Raw genomic sequence first — 17,776 nt, 5'->3', positions numbered from 1 at the left:
TTTTCAAAACTGCCGACAGATAATTCCGGTAGCATCAGGATCAGGTTCTGATATTGCTCAGTGTCCAGACTACTTACAGAACACTCCGCAGCCAGAAGGCGGTGTTGCGGAGCAGATTAGCCGGGTCTCTGCCGCAAGGATGCGGCAGTGAAGCCCCAGGGAGGGGTTTACGGCGTCCCGGCGTTCTGACCCGCAACACAGCCCTGACACCGGAGCAGGTTTTGACCTTGAATCCCGCGAAACAGCCCTGTCCCCGGAGCAGGTTTTGACCCTGAATCCCGCCATACAGCCCTGTCTACATTGTACGTGGCACAAACCGCCTACATCGCGAAACTATGCACGGCAATTTAGCGATAAAACTCTTTAAAAATCGGCGATTGCAGCGCGAAATCAATAAAACACGCCAGCGCCGGCGAATTCAGTTTACGGCTTGGGTAAACCAGCCAGAGTTCATTACCTTCGACTTCCCACTCCGGCAGCGCCCTGACCAGCGATCCCTCCGCGAGGAAACTTCCGGCCATAAAACGCGGCAAAAGCGTTATGCCCGCATCTTCCAGTACGCACTCCCGGGCATAAATCAAATTATCCGTCATATGGACCGGCGGCAGCAGCCAGCGGAAATACTCCTCGCCACGCTTTAACAACCACGCGCTCCAGGCGCGATGGGCGATGAACCGGTGCTCAGCCATCTGACCCGGATGCCGCAGCGTCTTGTTCCGTGCCAGATAGGCGGGCGAGGCGACCAGCAGGCGCTCGCAGTAGCCTATCCGCCGCCCGATAAGCGAAGAATCGTGTGGTTGACCCGTGCGCAGCGCAATATCAACCCCCTCCTGCACCAGATCGCTCATTTCATCGGATACCGATACATCCAGCATCACCTCAGGATATTCATTCTGAAAGGCGGCGTTGAACCGCGCCAGCAGCGTGGCGCCAATCCCGGCGGGCGAGGTAATTCTTAACCGTCCGCTGGGATTATCCCGCAGGCGCTGTATCGCCAGGCCTGCCCGTTCGCTGGCCAGCAGCATCTCCTGACAGTGGACCAGATAGCGCTCCCCGGCAAAGGTCAGATTTAGCTGCCGTGTAGTACGATTAATAAGGCGCAGGCCCAAAGCACGTTCCAGCTGGCTGATCCGCTGACTAACGCTGGATTTCGGTAATCTGGCCCGGGTTGCGGCAGCAGTGAAACTGCCACATTCGGCCACCAGCGCAAAGAGCGCCATATCCTGGAGCTGTTTAAACATGATTGTTCACCTGAGACGAACGCTGAGTTAGTTATTGTGCCACTTATCTTCAGCGTGCTTAGCTTCTACACTCAATGTCACACCTTATAGGAGATGCACCATGACTATCCAGGCAATTGCGATTAATCCAGAAAATCCGCAGCAGTTTATTGAAATCTACCCGGAGAAGGCCACGCCGGGCGAATACGACCTGCTGGTAGAAGTTCACGCCGCCTCCGTTAATCCGGTGGATACAAAAGTGCACAAAGGTGCGCAGAAAAATGGCCTCCAGGTACCGCGTATTCTCGGCTGGGATGCCAGCGGCGTAGTCCGTGAAGTCGGTAGCAAAGTCAGCGGCTTTAAGCCGGGGGACGAAGTCTATTACGCCGGAGATATCACCCGTCCAGGCAGCAACAGCACCTTCCAGCTGATCGATGCACGTATTACCGGGCACAAGCCTGCTTCGCTGAACTGGGCGGAATCCGCTGCGCTTCCGTTGACGGCGCTGACCGCATGGGAAGGTCTGTTTGACAGGCTACACATTGACCAGGCGGAAGAGGGAAAAACGCTGCTGATCGTCGGCGGCGCGGGCGGCGTGGGATCGCTGGCCATTCCGTTCGCGAAGCTGTACAGCAAGGTCACTATCATCGCCACGGCATCGCGCCCTGACTCGGTACAGTGGTGTAAGGATCGCGGGGCCGACAAGGTTATCGACTATCGGGATATGCCTGCCGAGCTGGAAAAGCAGGGGCTGAAGCAGGTGGATTATATTTTCTGCCTGAACGATACCGACGGGCACTGGGCGACAATGGCGAAGCTAATTGCGCCTCAGGGACAGATCTGTACCATCGTTGAAAACGAAGCCCCGCTGGATATGACTGAGCTGAAGCTGAAAAGCGCGGCGCTGCACTTTGAGTTTATGTACACCCGCAGCATGTACACCACGCCGGATATCGCCCGTCAGGGAGAGATCCTTAACGAGACCGCTAAGCTTATCGACGATGGAAAAATCACCACCACCCTCAGCAAAACGCTACAGGGCCTGAGCGTAGAGACGCTGACAGAGGCACACCGGCTGGTACTTGAAGGTCATATGCGCGGTAAAGTGGTTATCGCTTACTGAATATCAGGCGAGCATAACGTCCTTAACCTTTGCTAAGTATCCGGCGAGCATAGCGTAATTATCGCTAACTCCTTCTCCGGTGGGTGCACTCTGGCCCGCCGCTTTTCCCTCCTTTTGTGACCCGCCCCGCTGCACCTTATCCAAATGCCAAAATCTGCCGCCCGTTCCGGCTTCATCCTTGTGCGCCTGAACGATGAACCTCCCCGCGCCCCTTTTTATACTGGGAATGTAGCAGTCCACCTCTTATCTCCTCCGGTTGATACGCGCCCATTATGCTAATTACAGGCGTACAGCCCCCCTACTTTATGAGGTTTATGGCATGAAAATCAGTCACGTGGAGGTTATACGCCTCAGCATCCCGTTTGCCAGCAATCGCGCTCCGGCCCTGAGCGGCGAACGGGCATGGAACGCAGCATCAGCGGCGCTGACGCAGATGGAAACGCTACTGATCCGGGTCGTCACCGACAGCGGACGGCAGGGATGGGGGGAGGGATTCGGCCATCTCTCCAATGCCGTTACCGCCCAGGCGTTACAGGACCTGGTGATCCCCTACTTTCTGGATAAAACTGTCCCCACCAGCCGTGAAGCGCTGGCTACGCTGGTTGAAGGAGCAGAAAAAGCGCTCCATGCCTTTGGCGGAAACGGTCCGGTGCGCTTTGCCCTGTCGGCAATGGATATTGCCCTGTGGGATTTACTGGGGCAGCATCATGAACAGCCGCTGTGGCAGCTGTTGGGTGCCACACGCCAGCATATTACGTGCTACGCCAGCCTGGTCAGCTATAACAATCAGCCTGACGAGGTCGCGCGCCAGGTGAAAAGGGCGTGGCAGGCGGGATTTCGCTCGCTGAAGCTGCATGAAACTCACGTTGAGGCCATTGCAGCCGCCCGCGCAGCGCTTCCAGCGGAGGCCCGGCTGATGGTGGACGTTAACTGTCCCTGGACGCCAGAGGAGGCCTGTCATCGTGCGCGCGAGCTTAAGACGCTGAATCTGGCCTGGCTGGAAGAGCCCGTGTGGCCACCGGAAGATGCGGCCGGGCTGGCGCGCGTACGTCGAGCAGGCACACCGATCGCCGCCGGTGAAAACGCGTCAGGTGCAGAGGGGTTTGCGGCCCTGTTTAACCAGCAGGCCGTAGATGTGGCACAGCCCAGCGTGGCAAAAGTGGGCGGCATCAGCGCCGTGTTGCGGATAACAGAGCAGGCCAGACGGCATCAGGTGAATGTGATACCCCACTGTTTTTACTACGGGGCGGGCCTGCTGGCTACCGCGCATCTCGTCGCCGCCCTGCCTGATGATGTCCAGCTGGAACGCCCCTTTATTCACTTCTCCGCACGGCTTCACCCACAGCTCGACCTCTCCCCGCAGTTCAGCCTGCCTGATATCCCGGGCCTGGGCTTTGAACCGGATGCCGCAGTGATGAAAGAACATACCCTTTACCATCGGCGAGTTGATGCGGAGGGCGTACACCATGTTTAAAAATATACGGAGTACCGTCGCCCTGCTGCTGTTTTTCGCCGGTGTGCTTAATTATCTCGATCGCGCCGCGCTTTCGGTTATGGCACCGCTGGTAAAAAAGGATCTGCATATTGATGATGCGCAGATGGGGATCCTGTTTAGCTGCTTTTTTATCGGCTACTGTCTGTTCTGCTTTCTTGGCGGATGGGGGGCAGACCGCTACGGCCCGCGTAAGGTCTTTGGCTGGGCGGCCGTCGTCTGGTCACTGTTCTGCGGTGCCACCGCGCTGGCTGGAAGCTTTTTCCAGCTGCTTATTGTGCGCGTGCTGTTCGGCATTGGCGAAGGGCCGATGGGAACCACCACCAATAAATCGATTTCCAACTGGTTCCCCCGTCGGGAGGTGGGTCGCGCGGTCGGTTTTAGCAATGCGGGCCAGCCGCTGGGTGCGGCGGTCGCGGCGCCGATAGTGGGTCTTATTGGGCTACATTTTGGCTGGCGGGTCTCGTTCGTGGCTATTGCCATTCTGGGCTTTGTCTGGCTGGCCTTCTGGCTGTGGCTGTTTCGCGACAAACCCGAGCAGCACCCCCGCATTACGGCAGCCGAGCGCACGCTGATTACCGCCGAACGCCCCGCGACACGGCTGACGGAGAAAGGTGCCCCTTCCAGGGTCCGGCTGTGGCGCTACGTTTTTTCACTGCCGGTACTGGGCGTGGCGGCGGCTTTTTTTTGCTTTAACTACATCCAGTTTTTTTTCCTCTCCTGGCTGCCAAGCTATCTCACCGACTTCCAGCATCTGGATATCAAAAGCATGAGCCTGATTGGCATCCTTCCGTGGCTGGGCGCGACCATCGGGTTTATCGGCGGAGGACTGGTGTCAGATGCACTGTATCGCCGCACCGGCAACTTTTTGCAGTCGCGCAAGCTGGTCATTTTTTGTGGGCTGGCCGTAGCCGCACTCTGCGTGATGCTGACGGCCTGGGCCAGCAGCGTGACGATGGCGGTCACGCTGATTACCCTTGCCAGCGTCTTTGCGTATATGACGCCTCAGGCATGTTGGTCATTACTCCAGGACATTGTTCCGGCGGAGCGGATTGGGACTGCGGGCGGATTTGTACACCTTCTGGCGAATCTGGCGGGGATACTCTCACCGGGGATCACCGGCTTTTTAATTCAGTACGGCGGCGGATACGCCTCGGCCTTTATGCTGGCCAGCGTACTGGCGCTGGCAGGCATGCTGCTGCTGGCGGTTTTCGTGCGCCAGCGAAGCGTGAATGCCCTGCGCGCGCTGGCCTGAAAATAAAGCCCATTGCCTGCGCAGCAAAGGCTGTGCGCAGGGCACAGCCTTTGGATAGCGGACGGTCAGGCGCCCATCATCTCTTTCACCAGCTCTACGCAGCGCAGGAAACGCTCGTCGTAGTTATCCTGCTCAACGTGCACCCAGGGGATATTATTCTCCTCCAGCATCGAGATCAGTAGCTGCTGGAACTCCCTGCGATCCACCGAACTGCCCAGGCTGCGCAGACCATCTGCCACCCAGGGCACATTGTTCTCCACCAGAATCACCAGATCGAAACGGTACTCGTCGATCAGTGCCTGAACAAAGGGGTGCTCGCGCCCCTCATATTTCTTGCAGAAGGCCTGGGTCGTGACAAAATCGGTATCAATAAAGGCCACTTTATTAGCATATTTTACAGCGAAATCAATGTACTGCGCCTGGCCCAGCGCGATTTTATCGTAGTCGGAATATTGCAGGGCCATTTCATCGCCGCCGAGATGAGAAAAGACGTAGTCGCGGCCAAATTCCCAGGCGCTGGTGGTATTGAAAATGTTAGCCAGCTTGTTCACCAGCGTCGATTTTCCGCTGGATTCACCGCCCAGAATCGCCACCGTACGCACGAAAAAGGGCTTCACTTCGGTGGGAATATACTCCCAGTAGCGGAACGGATCCTGGCGGATCTGCCCGCCGCTGATATTCATAAAGGATCGCTGGGGATCGATCAGAATGGTTTCAATGCCCAGATGCTGCTGATACTGCGAGGCGTCCGGTTCCTCGCTGGTATATACGCGATTTGGCACGATGCCGTGGTTTTCCATAAAGTCGGTAATGCCGCGACTCCAGACATCCCAGCCGTGCGGATATGGCTCCATCCCCTCTTCGTTAAAAGAGTGAATGCGAATATTTTTCTGATACTTAAAGGTTTGCAGCAGCCAGCGCAGGCGATCGCTGACGGTGGGCTGCTGAGACATGGCGCTGTCTTCAAACAGCTTTAGATCGCGCGGTTCGTCGTAGCCCATGATGATATGCAGCTCATCAACCTGACTACAGGCGCGCTGGATCAGATAAATATGGCCGGTATGCAGCGGATAGAACTTGCCAAATACCACCCCGACGGTTTTTTCGCGGCGAGGGAATTCCAGCCCAAGATAACGGTGAAGTGCTTCCAGCTTCTGGGCGCTGGGGCTTTTTATTTTCGCGTTCAGCAGCTGACTGAGGTAGCCCTTCGTCATGCCGCTCGCATCGGCCACCTGCTGTAGCGTGCTGCCCTGCTGGCGGATAGCGGTTTTCAGATAATCAAATGACGACATCAAATGCCTCCTGCATAAAGGGCGGCATCAGTTCCGCCCTCAGATGATAGTACGTTCAGCTATCCGGGCGAACCCGCCTCACCGATCGCAATTACGTTCAACTGTCCAGACGAACCAGCCTGACCGATAGTAATACGTTCAACTGTCCAGGCGAACCTGCCTGACCGATAGTAATACGTTCAGCCGTCAGGGGGAATTGCCCGGTCCGAACGGTTACAGGTCGTCCAGTATCGCCAGCGCGTCGGCGAGCTTTTTCACGCCATAGACTTTCATATTTTCCGGCGGCCTCTTCGGCACGTTAGCAGCAGGGACAATCGCGCGCCGGAAGCCATGCTTCGCCGCCTCAGAGATACGCTCCTGCCCGCTTGGCACCGGACGGATCTCGCCCGCCAGCCCGACCTCGCCGAATACCACCAGGTCATGAGGTAGAGGGCGATCGCGCAGGCTGGAGACTATCGACAGCATCAGCGCCAGGTCGGCACTGGTTTCGGTGACCTTGACGCCGCCAACCACATTAACAAACACGTCCTGGTCCGCCATCTGTAGCCCGCCGTGACGGTGCAAAACCGCCAGCAGGATCGCCAGTCGGTTCTGCTCCAGGCCAACGGCAACGCGCCGGGGGTTGCCCATCATCGAGTGATCCACCAGCGCCTGAATTTCCACCAGCAGCGGGCGCGTGCCTTCCCACAGCACCATGACCGAACTGCCGGAGGTCACTTCATCACCGCGGCTCAGGAAGATAGCCGATGGGTTGCTTACCTCACGCAGCCCCTGCTCGGTCATGGCGAAGACGCCCAGCTCATTCACCGCACCGAAACGGTTTTTATGGCTGCGCAATGTACGAAAGCGCGAATCGGCATCGCCATCCAGCAGTACTGAGCAGTCGATACAGTGCTCAAGCACCTTTGGCCCCGCAAGAGAACCATCTTTGGTCACATGACCCACCATCACAATCGCCACGCCGCGCGTTTTGGCGAAGCGGGTCAGATAGGCTGCCGTTTCCCGCACCTGGGCGACGCTGCCGGGCGATGACTGGATATCGGCCATATGCATCACCTGAATGGAGTCGATCACCATCAGCCTCGGCTGCTCCTGATCGGCAATCTGGCAGATCTGCTCGATGCTGGTTTCCGACAGCATATTGAGATTTTCAGTGGGCAGCCCCAGCCGGTGGGCGCGCATCGCCACCTGCTGAAGAGACTCTTCGCCGGTGACGTAGAGGGTCTTCATTCCCTCGGAAAGTTTGCACAGCGTTTGCAGCAGCAGGGTACTTTTGCCCGCGCCGGGACTACCGCCGATGAGAATCGCGCTGCCTGGCACCACCCCGCCGCCCAGTACCCGGTCAAATTCTTTGAAGCCGGTGCTGAAGCGCGGTAGCGCTTCAAGGCTGATCTCAGACAGCTTCTGCACGCGGCTGGTGCCTGCGCTGCCCGCATAGCCCATGCGCTCATTACGCGCCACGGTGGGCGAGGCAGAGAGGCGAACTTCAGTAATAGTATTCCACGCCTGGCAGGCGCTGCACTGCCCCTGCCAGCGTGGGTAATCTGCGCCACATTCGTTACAGACAAAGGCGCGCTTCACCGCTTTGGCCAAATCGCCTCCTTAACGCTCATCAGAGATCAGGCTGCCGCTGAGAATACAGAACACGCCCATCAGGTCGGCGTGACGAATGGTCACCGCCGTTTGTTCATTGACTTTCGGTTTGGCGTGATAGGCAATACCCAGTGCAGATGCCTTGATCATCAGCAGATCGTTTGCCCCGTCGCCGATGGCGACGGTCTGATCGTCGGCGATTTCAAAGCGTTCAGCCAGCTTAAGCAGCGTATCGGCCTTGTAGCGGGCATCCACAATATCGCCCAGCACCTCACCCGTCAGCCTGCCGTCGCGGATTTCCAGCACGTTAGCGGCAATAGCAGAGAGATGGAGTCTGTCCCGCAGATATTCGGCAAAGAAGGTAAAGCCGCCGGAGGCGATCGCCACGTGCCAGCCCAGCGCCTGGAGTTTTTCCACCAGCTGCGTCAGACCCGGCATCAGCGGCAGCTGGTCACGCACCTGAACCAGGATGTTGGCATCCGCATCTTTCAGCGTGGCAACGCGCTGGCGCAGGCTGGCAGCGAAATCGAGTTCGCCGCGCATCGCCCGCTCCGTCACTTCCGCCACCTGCTCGCCGCAGCCTGCCAGCTTTGCGATTTCATCAATGCACTCCACTTCTATCGCGGTAGAGTCCATGTCCATGACCAGCAGTCCGGGCGTTTTCAGGTGCGGAATTTTCCCCAGCGGGGCGACGTCCAGGCCCGCTTCATGGGCCAGACGTGTGGCGAGCGGAGTCAGTGAGCCCGCCAGGCGCACGACCTGATACTGATCAACGCACCAGGCGCTGACGATAACCATCGCTGCACCCAGCTGATGCTGGAGCGCCGTAAGGCTGGCTTTATCAAGCTTGCGGCCGTACAGAAGCCAGCCGGTGCGGCCAGCGCGGTAATCCAGCGGCATGACTTCATCACCGCTAAGAGAGAGAGGTAACCCCGGCCAGAGAGAGACATCGGAAGGCAGGTCGCACCAGGTCAGACTATTTGGCATTACAGCTCCTGTAGGGACATATTAACCACGCAAGAGGCTACCCTGTCAGCCCCGGTTCTGGCAACATAAAGCGAAGAGGCGGACGGCGTTCGTTGAAAAAATATGAAGGGTGAAGATGGCAAAGGCCAGATTAAAATTCCGACTACACCGTACGGCGATCGTGCTGATCTGCCTCACTCTGCTGGTGATGCTGATGCAGGGAGCCTCATGGTTCAGTCTGGGTCATCAGATGGCCCGTTCAGCGCAGGTCGAGGAGCTGGCCCGAACGCTGACGCGACAGGTTGCCTGGAGCCTGACGCCGCTGATGGAAAACAGCGATGATAACCGACAGAAAATTACCGAGGCCATTGCGCTGCTGACTACGGACAGCCGCATTCTTGATGCCTCGGTCTACGACGACAACGGTGCGCTGCTGGCTCACAGCGGGGAAACCATTAACGTGCGCGATCGGCTGGCGCTGGATGGCCATCGCGCGGGCAGCTACTTCAATCATCAGATCGTGCAGCCGCTGGATACCCCCGATGGTCCGCGCGGCTTCCTGCGCGTCACGCTGGACACTCATGTGCTGGTCACCGAATCCCGTCAGGTGGATAACACCACCAATATTCTGCGTCTGATGATGCTGCTGGCGCTGGCTATCGGCATTATTCTCAGCCGGACGCTGCTGCGCACCCGCCGCACCCGCTGGCAGCAGTCGCCCTTTCTGCTTACCGCCAACCATCCGGTAAGAGAGGATGATGAGGATGAGAGCAGCGAAAGCCCATCGTCACCAGAGAACCTAAAATAGCGGAAATGGGGCCTGCACCGGGCCGTTAACCGACAGGTTGTCCCCGCGTCACTGTCCTTGTTACGGCGTTGTAATCAAAAATAAAATATCGTATAACAGTCTGCTCCGAGGGGTGTCCAGTAATGGGCTGAGATGGCGCAAGCCGAACCCTTTGAACCTGATCTGGGTCATGCCAGCGAAGGGACGGGTTGGCACTGATCAATTGCCTGTTCACACTTCTGCGTGTCCGGATCTCCACTTATTTTCGGAGGTTCAGTGTCTCATCTACCCATCCCTGATTTCCGCCAGGGCCTGTATGGTCGTCTTCGCCAGCATGCGGGCGCAGAGTGGCAGCACTATGTTAATCACCCCTTCCTGCAACAGCTGGCTTCCGGCACGCTTCCCCATGCCGCTTTCCGCCGTTATCTGACGCAGGATTATCTGTTTCTCATCCACTTCGCCCGTGCCTATGGCCTACTGGTCAGCAAACTGCGCACCCTGCCAGAGATGCGCGCGGCGTCCACGTCTCTCAATACCCTGTGGCAAATGGGGCTGAACGCGGCGTCAGAAACGTGATCGGCGCACGACCACCGGGCATTGCCTGTCGCAATCTTGGCCTTAGCTTTGGCCAGCGCACCATTTTCCAACATCTCAGCGTTGATATTGCGCCCGGCAGCTTTGTGGCGCTGCTCGGTGCCAGCGGCAGCGGTAAGACCAGCCTGCTGAAAATCATCGCTGGCCTCGCGGCTCCCGACGCAGGTACGGTCAGCGGCAGCGATGGGCGCCCCCTGGCGGGCCGTATCGCCTGGATGGGCCAGAGAGATCTGCTCTATCCCTGGCTGACGGTGATGGATAACATCATGCTGGGCGCTCGTCTGCGGGGAGAAAAAGGCGATCGGGAATGGGCCACCCATCTGCTGGAGCGGGTCGGATTAAGCGGTCATGGGAAAGTGCTGCCTGCGGCACTCTCCGGTGGGATGCGCCAGCGCGCCGCCATTGCGCGCACGCTGTATGAGCGTCGCCCGGTCGTGCTGATGGATGAACCCTTCTCCGCGCTGGATACGCTCACGCGGGCCAAAATCCAGACGCTGGCCGCCGAGCTGCTGGTGGATAATACCGTGCTGTTGATCACCCACGATCCCATGGAAGCCTGCCGCCTCAGCCATCGCCTGCTGGTGCTGGCGGGTTCCCCCGCCCACATTGATGACAGTCACACCCTGGTCGGGCAGCCTCCGCGCGCGCCGGACGACCCTAATCTGTTAACCAGTCAGGGTGAACTGATGCGACAGCTGGTGAGGGCCGCAGAATGATGCGGGGAGGTGTGATCTTTTGCGGTTTGCTCCTGCTGTGGTGGCTGGCAACCTTAAGCACTATTCCGGCGTTCCTGCTGCCCTCGCCTGCGGCGGTTGCCTGCGCACTCTGGAACAACCTGAGCTATCTGGCCTGGCACAGTCTGATCACCGCCTCAGAGGTGCTAAGCGGCTTAGTGCTCGGTGTCCTGCTGGGCACGCTGCTGGCGCTCTGTATGACCTTTTCGCCCCGGCTCCAGCGCTGGCTGATGCCCGTCGTATTGACCAGCCAGGCCATCCCCGTCTTCGCGCTGGCGCCGCTGCTGGTGCTGTGGTTCGGCTTCGGGCTGAGCGCTAAGGTGGCGATGGCCGTGCTGGTGATCTTCTTTCCGGTGACCTCCGCGTTCTATGACGGCCTCCGTCGGGTTAACAATGACTGGCTTGACCTTGCCCGAACGATGGGTGCCACGCGCCGGGCACAGCTGCTGCATGTCCGGCTGATGGCCGCGCTACCCGCCTTCGGCAGCGGTCTGCGGATGGCCGCTGCCGTCGCCCCCATCGGCGCGATTATTGGCGAATGGGTCGGTTCGGCAGAGGGGCTGGGGTACGTGATGCTTAACGCCAACGCCCGAATGCAGACCGATATCTGCTTTGCCGCGCTGTTCATTCTGGTGCTGATGACCGTATTACTCTGGGTAGCGGTTGATGCGCTGCTCCACCGCCTGATCCGTTGGGCGCCCGAAAATAGCTAATCAAGGAATCATTAACGGTGAAAAATACCCTGTGCGGACTGCTGCTGACCGCGGCACTGAGCGGCCATGCGCTGGCAGCGGAAAAGCTGACCCTGGTGCTCGACTGGTATATCAATCCTGACCACGCGCCCATTATGGTCGCTGAGCAGATCGGCGCGTTCCGGGCCGAGGGGCTGGATGTGAACATAGTGTCGCCTTCCGATGCCGCCCTGCCGCCGCGCCTGGTTGCCGCAAAACAGGCAGACCTGGCCATTACCTATCAGCCCCAGCTGCACTTCTTTGCGGATCAGGGCCTGCCGCTGGTGCGCATTGGCACGCTGATCAATTCGCCGCTGAATACGGTTATCACTCTGGATAAAAAAATCACCTCCCCTGCGGGTCTGGTCGGGAAGAAAATAGGCTATTCGGTGAGCGGCATTGAGCAGGCAATCCTCAGCACCATGCTGAAACATGAACACCTCAAGGCTGATAATGTGCGGTTGATTAACGTGAATTTCCAGCTGGTCAGCGCGCTACTGGCCGGTCAGGTTGACGCCGTGATTGGCGGCTACCGCAATATTGAAGCTCAGGAACTGAAGCTAAAGGGGAAAGACCCGGTGGTCTTCAATGTGGAAGATTATGGCGTTCCGGCCTATGACGAACTGGTGATCGTCGCCAACCGCGATGCGGTCAACGATCCCCGGATAAAGAAATTTCTTATCGCGCTGAAAAAAGGCACCGATTATCTGCTGGCTCATCCGCAGGAGAGCTGGCTGGCGTTTGCCAAAGCCCACCCGGAATTAAATACGCCGCTGAATCAGCTTGCCTGGCAAAACTCTCTGCCCCTGTTCGCGAAAGACCCGGCAAAGCTGGACCCTGCCCGTTACCAGGCATACGAACAGTTTCTGTTTGATAATAAGCTGATTAAGAAGATGACGCCGGTGGCGGACTACGCGGTAGAAGTCCATTGATGTTGGAGAAGGTGATTAACGACGGTGGAGACGGGCCTTCATGCTGAATAATGCCCGGCAGACGCAAAAGCGACGGCCGGGCGACGCAGTGCGCCGCCAGCGAATCTATCGGACTGGCGGCTGGTGCGGGGTTATCAGGCTTTATCGCCCAGCAGTACCGACTCCAGCGCGATCTGGATCATCTCGCTGAAGGTGGTCTGGCGCTCTTCTGCCGTGGTCTGTTCGTGCGTACGGATATGGTCAGAAACGGTACAGATAGCCAGTGCCTTAGCACCAAACTCCGCCGCCACACCGTAGATCCCGGCCGCTTCCATCTCCACGCCCAGAATGCCGTACTTCTCCATCACGTCAAACATCTGCGGGTCCGGGGTATAGAACAGGTCGGCTGAGAAGATATTTCCCACCCGCGCGTCCACGCCCAGCGCCTTTGCCGCATCGACGGCATTACGCACCATCTCGAAATCAGCAATAGCCGCGAAGTCGTGATCCTTAAAGCGCATACGGTTCACTTTGGAGTCGGTTGACGCCCCCATACCGATAACCACATCACGCAGTTTCACATCGGCGCGCACCGCACCGCAGGATCCAACGCGAATGATTTTTTTCACGCCAAACTCAGTGATCAGTTCTTTAGCATAAATCGAGCAGGATGGGATACCCATACCGTGGCCCATTACCGAAATTTTGCGCCCTTTATAGGTGCCGGTGTAGCCCAGCATGCCGCGTACGTTGTTCACTTCCACTGCGTCCTGCAAAAAGGTTTCCGCAATGTGTTTTGCACGCAGCGGATCGCCAGGCATCAGAACCACATCAGCGAAGTCGCCCATTTCAGCGTTAATATGAGGCGTTGCCATTTTTTATCCTTATCTTCAATATTCATCTTGCCGGCGTCAGCGCCGGCCAGTTATATGTCGCTTTACAGCATGCTTTTGCCATATTCCATATCGGAAAGGCCAAAATAGCGTGCAACGGTTTGCCCGATATCGGCAAAGGTGTCGCGATATCCCAGCGAACCAGGTTTTACACCGGGTCCGTAGAGTAGCACCGGAATATGCTCGCGGGTATGTTCCGTGCCTTCCCAGGTAGGATCGCAGCCGTGGTCGGCGGTGAGGATCAGAATGTCACCTTCCTGCACCAGCGCCATCAGCTCCGGCAGTCGGCGGTCGAACAGCTCCAGCCCACCGGCGTAGCCCGGCACATCACGACGATGGCCCCAGGTGGAATCGAAGTCCACGAAGTTGGTAAACACGATGCTGTTGTCCGGCGCGATTTTCATTTCTTCAATCGTGGCGTCAAACAGCGCATCCAGACCGGTTGCCTTTACCTTTTTGGTAATGCCAACGTGGGCGTAGATGTCGGCAATTTTACCAACCGAGATCACCTGACCGTTCTGCTCCTCAACCAGCTTTTTCAGGATAGTCGGTGCCGGTGGTTCCACGGCGAGATCGTGTCGGTTACCGGTGCGCTGGAAGTTGCCTGCCTTGTCGCCGGTAAAAGGACGGGCGATAACGCGGCCAATATTATAACCGCCTTCGGTCAGCGCCTCACGGGCGATTTCGCACAGCTTGTAGAGGCGCTCCAGCCCAAAGGTTTCTTCATGGCAGGCAATCTGAAATACCGAGTCTGCCGAGGTGTAGAAAATCGGTTTACCGGTTTTCATATGCTCTTCGCCGAGCTGGTCGAGGATAACCGTACCGGAAGAGTGGCAGTTACCCAGGTAGCCCGGCAGATCGGCTTTCTCAACCAGCAGGTCTAATAGCGCCTGCGGAAAACTGTTCTCTTTGTCGGAGAAGTAGCCCCAGTCAAACAGCACCGGCACCCCGGCAATTTCCCAGTGGCCCGACGGCGTGTCCTTACCGGAGGAGAGCTCACTGGCCCAGGCCCAGGCGCCGGTTATCTCAGCGTCTTTATCCAGCCCCAGCGGGAACCGGCCGGTAGACCCTTCCGCCGCTTTGCCTAGGCCAAGCGCGGTCAGATTCGGTAAGTGCAGCGGGCCTTTTCTGCCCGTGTCAGCTTTCCCGTTAAAACAGGCCTCGGCAATATGTCCGAGGGTATCAGAGCCTTCGTCGCCATATTTATGGGCGTCTTTGCTGGAGCCGATCCCAAAGGAATCTAGCACCATGATAAATGCACGTTTCATCCTGGTCTCCTGCGTCTGTTAGGCGCTTAGCTTAAATTTTATCGATCAGAGTAGTATGACGCTTATCCGCTGATTCTGCGATAGATAACTGGCGTTTCTGCCGGGGCCGTCTCACTGAGCGTAATGGCCGCTTTGACCGCCGCCGCCGCTTCCTGCCAGCTGGCTTCGCTGCTGGCGTGGATCACCGCCAGCGGCTGCTGGCTGTCAACGGCGGCACCCAGGGGGGCAACCTCACTCAGGCCGACGCTGTAATCTATGCTGTCGCTGGCGCGACGGCGTCCGCCGCCCATTGAGACCACCGCCATACCCAGCGCGCGGGTATCCACTGCGCCGATCACCCCGACGCTATCGGCATATACCGCTTTGCTGAGCATCGGTGCGGGCAGGTAGTTATCAATATTCTCAATGAAATCGGCTGGCCCTTTCTGCGCCGCCACCATGCGGGAGAACACCTCTGCCGCGCGGCCGTTATCCAGCACGGCCTGGAGCTTACGGGTCGCCTCATCAACGTTTGCGGCCAGCCCACCCGATACCAGCATTTCCGCACTCAGCGCCAGCGTCACCTCCAGCAGGCGTGGATTGCGATAGTCGCCGGTCAGGAACTGCACCGCCTCGCGCACTTCCAGCGCGTTACCGGCGCTGGACGCCAGCACCTGATTCATATCGGTCAGCAGCGCGGTGGTTTTACAGCCCGCGCCGTTTGCCACGCCAACGATCGACTGCGCCAGCTGTTCAGAGAGTTCAAAGGTCGGCATAAAGGCACCGGACCCTACCTTAACGTCCATTACCAGCGCATCCAGCCCTTCGGCCAGCTTTTTCGCCAGAATCGACGCGGTAATAAGCGGAATGGAGTCTACCGTAGCGGTGATGTCCCGCGTGGCGTAGAAACGCTTATCGGCTGGCGCAAGTGAGTGGGTCTGACCGATGATCGCCACGCCCACCTCTTTGATCATCCGGCGGAAGGCCTCATCCTCGGGGAAGATATCAAAGCCGGGAATGGCTTCCAGCTTATCCAGCGTACCGCCGGTATGGCCCAGTCCGCGGCCCGAAATCATGGGTACATAGCCACCGCATGCGGCGACCATTGGCCCCAGCATCAGCGAGGTCACGTCCCCTACTCCACCCGTGGAATGCTTATCGACCACCGGTCCGTTGAGGTTTAGCGCCTGCCAGTTGAGTACCGAGCCGGAATCACGCATCGCCATGGTCAGCGCCACACGTTCTGGCAGCGTCATGTCATGAAAATAGATTGTCATCGCCAGCGCGGCGATTTGCCCTTCAGAGACGGAGTTGTCACGAACGCCGTTGATAAAGAAACGAATTTCCTCTTCACTCAGCGTCTGGCCGTCTCTTTTTTTGCGGATGATTTCTTGTGGCAGGAACACATTGCCCCCTGATGTTAAGCAGCCGGGCGGGGAGTCGCCCCAGCTGAGAGTATAAGCGTTACTATCCGGGCCGACACGAGGCGGCCCACGGGTGAATATATCGACTTCAGTACACTAACCGCCTCGCCAACATGCCATCCGGCCTGCGATTTCTGCTCTCACCGGGTGCGGACATCGCCCGCGATCCCCGGTCTGACCGGGTTGCTAAGGTTTGCCCGCGATCCCTGGTCAGACCGGGATGCTGACGTAGCCCGCGATCCCCGACCTGACCGGGTTGCTGACGTTTGCCCGACTTAGTATCCTGACTGAGGCGCAGTGCTGTCATAGCCTGCGGCTTTCAACAGGCTGGCCAGCAGGCTTGAAGCGCCAAAGCGGAAGTGACGTGGGGTTGCCCAGTCGCTGCCCAGAATGTCATCGGCCAGCTTGAGATAGATTGCAGCATCGTCGGCGGTGCGAACGCCGCCGGCTGGTTTAAATCCTACCTTATGCTTAACGCCTTTATCGGCAATCACGCGCATCATGATTTCAGCGACTTCAGGAGTGGCGTTGACCGGTACTTTCCCGGTAGACGTTTTAATGAAATCAGCACCGGCATCAATGGCGATTTCAGAAGCTTTGCGGATCAGCGCGGCATCTTTCAGCTCGCCGGTTTCGATAATGACTTTCAGGAGCACATCGGCGTCGGCACAGGCCTCTTTACAGGCGCTTACCAGTTGAAAACCTGTCTCTTCGTTACCCGCCATTAGTGCGCGATAAGGGAACACCACATCGACCTCATCAGCGCCGTAAGCAATCGCCGCATGGGTTTCTGCCAGCGCAATCTCGATATCATCATTGCCGTGTGGGAAATTAGTCACGGTAGCGATGCGGATATCCGGCGTGCCCTGTTCGCGCAGCGTTTTGCGCGCGATGGGAATAAAGCGCGGATAGATGCAGATAGCCGCCGTGTTTCCCGCAGGGGATTTGGCCTGATGACAGAGCGCAATCACTTTCTCATCGGTGTCATCATCATTCAGGGTAGTGAGGTCCATCAGTTTCAGTGCGCGAACGGCAGCAGAAGTTACGTCAGTCATGTTTGTCTCCAGAGAGAAACCCGCAGGTCTTTATGTTAAAATAATAACACTTACAGAGGCGTATTTTCCGTGATGTAATTCACACCCATGAAAATGCCATTGCATTAATTCTATATTATGCGTGACTGATATCACATAAAAATCCTTGTGAATTGCCCTTATGGGGCATAGTGAACGATATTGTCCTTCCTGATTTAGGCGGTTGCGCATAATGTTATAATTATAACATTTATTGTTGCTTAATGCTAAAGGGCGTGGTGCGGCTTAGGCTGGGGTGGTCGCCTGCGGGTGGGGCCTGGTGCGGCACAGGTATGGGCTGTCGCCTACGGGTGGGGCCCGATGCTGCACAGGCCCGTGTGGTCGCCAACGAGTGGGGCCCGGTGCCTGGCGGTCCTCGCGCCGCGCGTGGCGCGGTTCCTTCGCTCCGCTCGTCGACCTTTCGGACCGGGCATGACGGGA

15 protein-coding genes, 1 pseudogene and 1 riboswitch are annotated in these 17,776 nt (G+C 57.9%); of the genes and pseudogenes, 8 read left to right on the top strand and 8 right to left on the bottom strand.

All coding sequences use genetic code 11. The features are described from left to right. Positions 1-347 precede the first annotated feature (347 nt). A complete protein-coding gene (locus A1830_RS20565) occupies positions 348-1,244 on the bottom strand; it encodes a LysR family transcriptional regulator (RefSeq protein ID WP_067710421.1) in 897 nt (298 codons plus the stop codon). Positions 1,245-1,341: 97 nt separating this feature from the next. Here A1830_RS20565 and A1830_RS20560 point away from each other — a divergent pair, with 97 nt between their 5' ends. The 3 genes from A1830_RS20560 to A1830_RS20545 all read left to right on the top strand — a co-directional run bounded on the left by A1830_RS20560 (position 1,342) and on the right by A1830_RS20545 (position 5,090). Continuing rightward, complete coding sequence (locus A1830_RS20560; protein ID WP_067710419.1) at positions 1,342-2,343, top strand: zinc-binding alcohol dehydrogenase family protein; 1,002 nt, start codon at positions 1,342-1,344, stop codon at positions 2,341-2,343. A 319-nt stretch (positions 2,344-2,662) separates the two neighbouring features. Beyond that, positions 2,663-3,817 carry a mandelate racemase/muconate lactonizing enzyme family protein gene (locus A1830_RS20550; protein ID WP_067710415.1) on the top strand — a complete coding sequence of 385 codons (1,155 nt, stop codon included), beginning with the start codon at positions 2,663-2,665 and terminating at the stop codon, positions 3,815-3,817. Continuing rightward, complete coding sequence (locus A1830_RS20545) at positions 3,810-5,090, top strand: MFS transporter (protein ID WP_067710413.1); 1,281 nt, start codon at positions 3,810-3,812, stop codon at positions 5,088-5,090. Before A1830_RS20550 ends, A1830_RS20545 begins: the two co-directional genes overlap by 8 nt. Before the next feature lie 65 nt (positions 5,091-5,155). Here A1830_RS20545 and nadR read toward each other — a convergent pair whose 3' ends face one another. From nadR to serB, 3 genes are all read right to left on the bottom strand, one after another. Continuing rightward, positions 5,156-6,382 carry a multifunctional transcriptional regulator/nicotinamide-nucleotide adenylyltransferase/ribosylnicotinamide kinase NadR gene (gene nadR / locus A1830_RS20540; protein ID WP_067710411.1) on the bottom strand — a complete coding sequence of 409 codons (1,227 nt, stop codon included), beginning with the start codon at positions 6,380-6,382 and terminating at the stop codon, positions 5,156-5,158. 213 nt (positions 6,383-6,595) lie between these two features. Continuing rightward, positions 6,596-7,975, bottom strand: a complete 1,380-nt coding sequence (radA, locus tag A1830_RS20535) for a DNA repair protein RadA (RefSeq protein ID WP_067710409.1) — start codon at positions 7,973-7,975, stop codon at positions 6,596-6,598. Positions 7,976-7,984: 9 nt separating this feature from the next. After that, positions 7,985-8,962 (bottom strand): phosphoserine phosphatase, encoded by a 978-nt coding sequence (gene serB / locus A1830_RS20530; protein WP_067710407.1) that lies wholly within the window; start codon positions 8,960-8,962, stop codon positions 7,985-7,987. Positions 8,963-9,077: 115 nt separating this feature from the next. Here serB and A1830_RS20525 point away from each other — a divergent pair, with 115 nt between their 5' ends. The 5 genes and pseudogenes from A1830_RS20525 to A1830_RS20505 all read left to right on the top strand — a co-directional run bounded on the left by A1830_RS20525 (position 9,078) and on the right by A1830_RS20505 (position 12,719). Continuing rightward, complete coding sequence (locus A1830_RS20525; protein WP_067710405.1) at positions 9,078-9,749, top strand: YtjB family periplasmic protein; 672 nt, start codon at positions 9,078-9,080, stop codon at positions 9,747-9,749. Between the two features lie 98 nt (positions 9,750-9,847). Next, a riboswitch (TPP riboswitch) is annotated at positions 9,848-9,950 on the top strand. Positions 9,951-10,019: 69 nt separating this feature from the next. Beyond that, a pseudogene (locus A1830_RS20520) lies at positions 10,020-10,268 on the top strand (thiaminase II); the annotation flags it as partial. A 32-nt stretch (positions 10,269-10,300) separates the two neighbouring features. Continuing rightward, positions 10,301-11,038, top strand: coding sequence for an ABC transporter ATP-binding protein (locus A1830_RS20515; RefSeq protein WP_067710403.1), 738 nt, complete (start codon positions 10,301-10,303; stop codon positions 11,036-11,038). Then, positions 11,035-11,769 (top strand): ABC transporter permease, encoded by a 735-nt coding sequence (locus A1830_RS20510; protein ID WP_073981075.1) that lies wholly within the window; start codon positions 11,035-11,037, stop codon positions 11,767-11,769. Before A1830_RS20515 ends, A1830_RS20510 begins: the two co-directional genes overlap by 4 nt. Positions 11,770-11,786: 17 nt before the next feature. Continuing rightward, positions 11,787-12,719: an ABC transporter substrate-binding protein gene (locus A1830_RS20505; protein WP_067710401.1), complete on the top strand. Its 933-nt coding sequence runs from the start codon at positions 11,787-11,789 to the stop codon at positions 12,717-12,719. Between the two features lie 134 nt (positions 12,720-12,853). Here the strand turns inward: A1830_RS20505 and deoD are convergent, their stop codons facing one another. The 4 genes from deoD to deoC form a co-directional block, all read right to left on the bottom strand. Beyond that, on the bottom strand, positions 12,854-13,573 hold the full coding sequence (gene deoD / locus A1830_RS20500; protein WP_067710399.1) for a purine-nucleoside phosphorylase: 720 nt from the start codon (positions 13,571-13,573) through the stop codon (positions 12,854-12,856). A gap of 62 nt (positions 13,574-13,635) precedes the next feature. Continuing rightward, positions 13,636-14,859, bottom strand: a complete 1,224-nt coding sequence (deoB, locus tag A1830_RS20495; protein WP_067710397.1) for a phosphopentomutase — start codon at positions 14,857-14,859, stop codon at positions 13,636-13,638. Positions 14,860-14,921: 62 nt separating this feature from the next. Further along, positions 14,922-16,244 (bottom strand): thymidine phosphorylase, encoded by a 1,323-nt coding sequence (gene deoA, locus A1830_RS20490; protein WP_067710395.1) that lies wholly within the window; start codon positions 16,242-16,244, stop codon positions 14,922-14,924. 293 nt (positions 16,245-16,537) lie between these two features. After that, positions 16,538-17,317 carry a deoxyribose-phosphate aldolase gene (gene deoC, locus A1830_RS20485; RefSeq protein ID WP_067710393.1) on the bottom strand — a complete coding sequence of 260 codons (780 nt, stop codon included), beginning with the start codon at positions 17,315-17,317 and terminating at the stop codon, positions 16,538-16,540. Positions 17,318-17,776 lie beyond the last annotated feature (459 nt).

It is taken from the genome of Erwinia sp. ErVv1, from assembly GCF_900068895.1.
Classification (GTDB): Bacteria; Pseudomonadota; Gammaproteobacteria; order Enterobacterales; family Enterobacteriaceae; genus Erwinia.
This window is presented reverse-complemented; position numbering and strand designations above follow the sequence as displayed.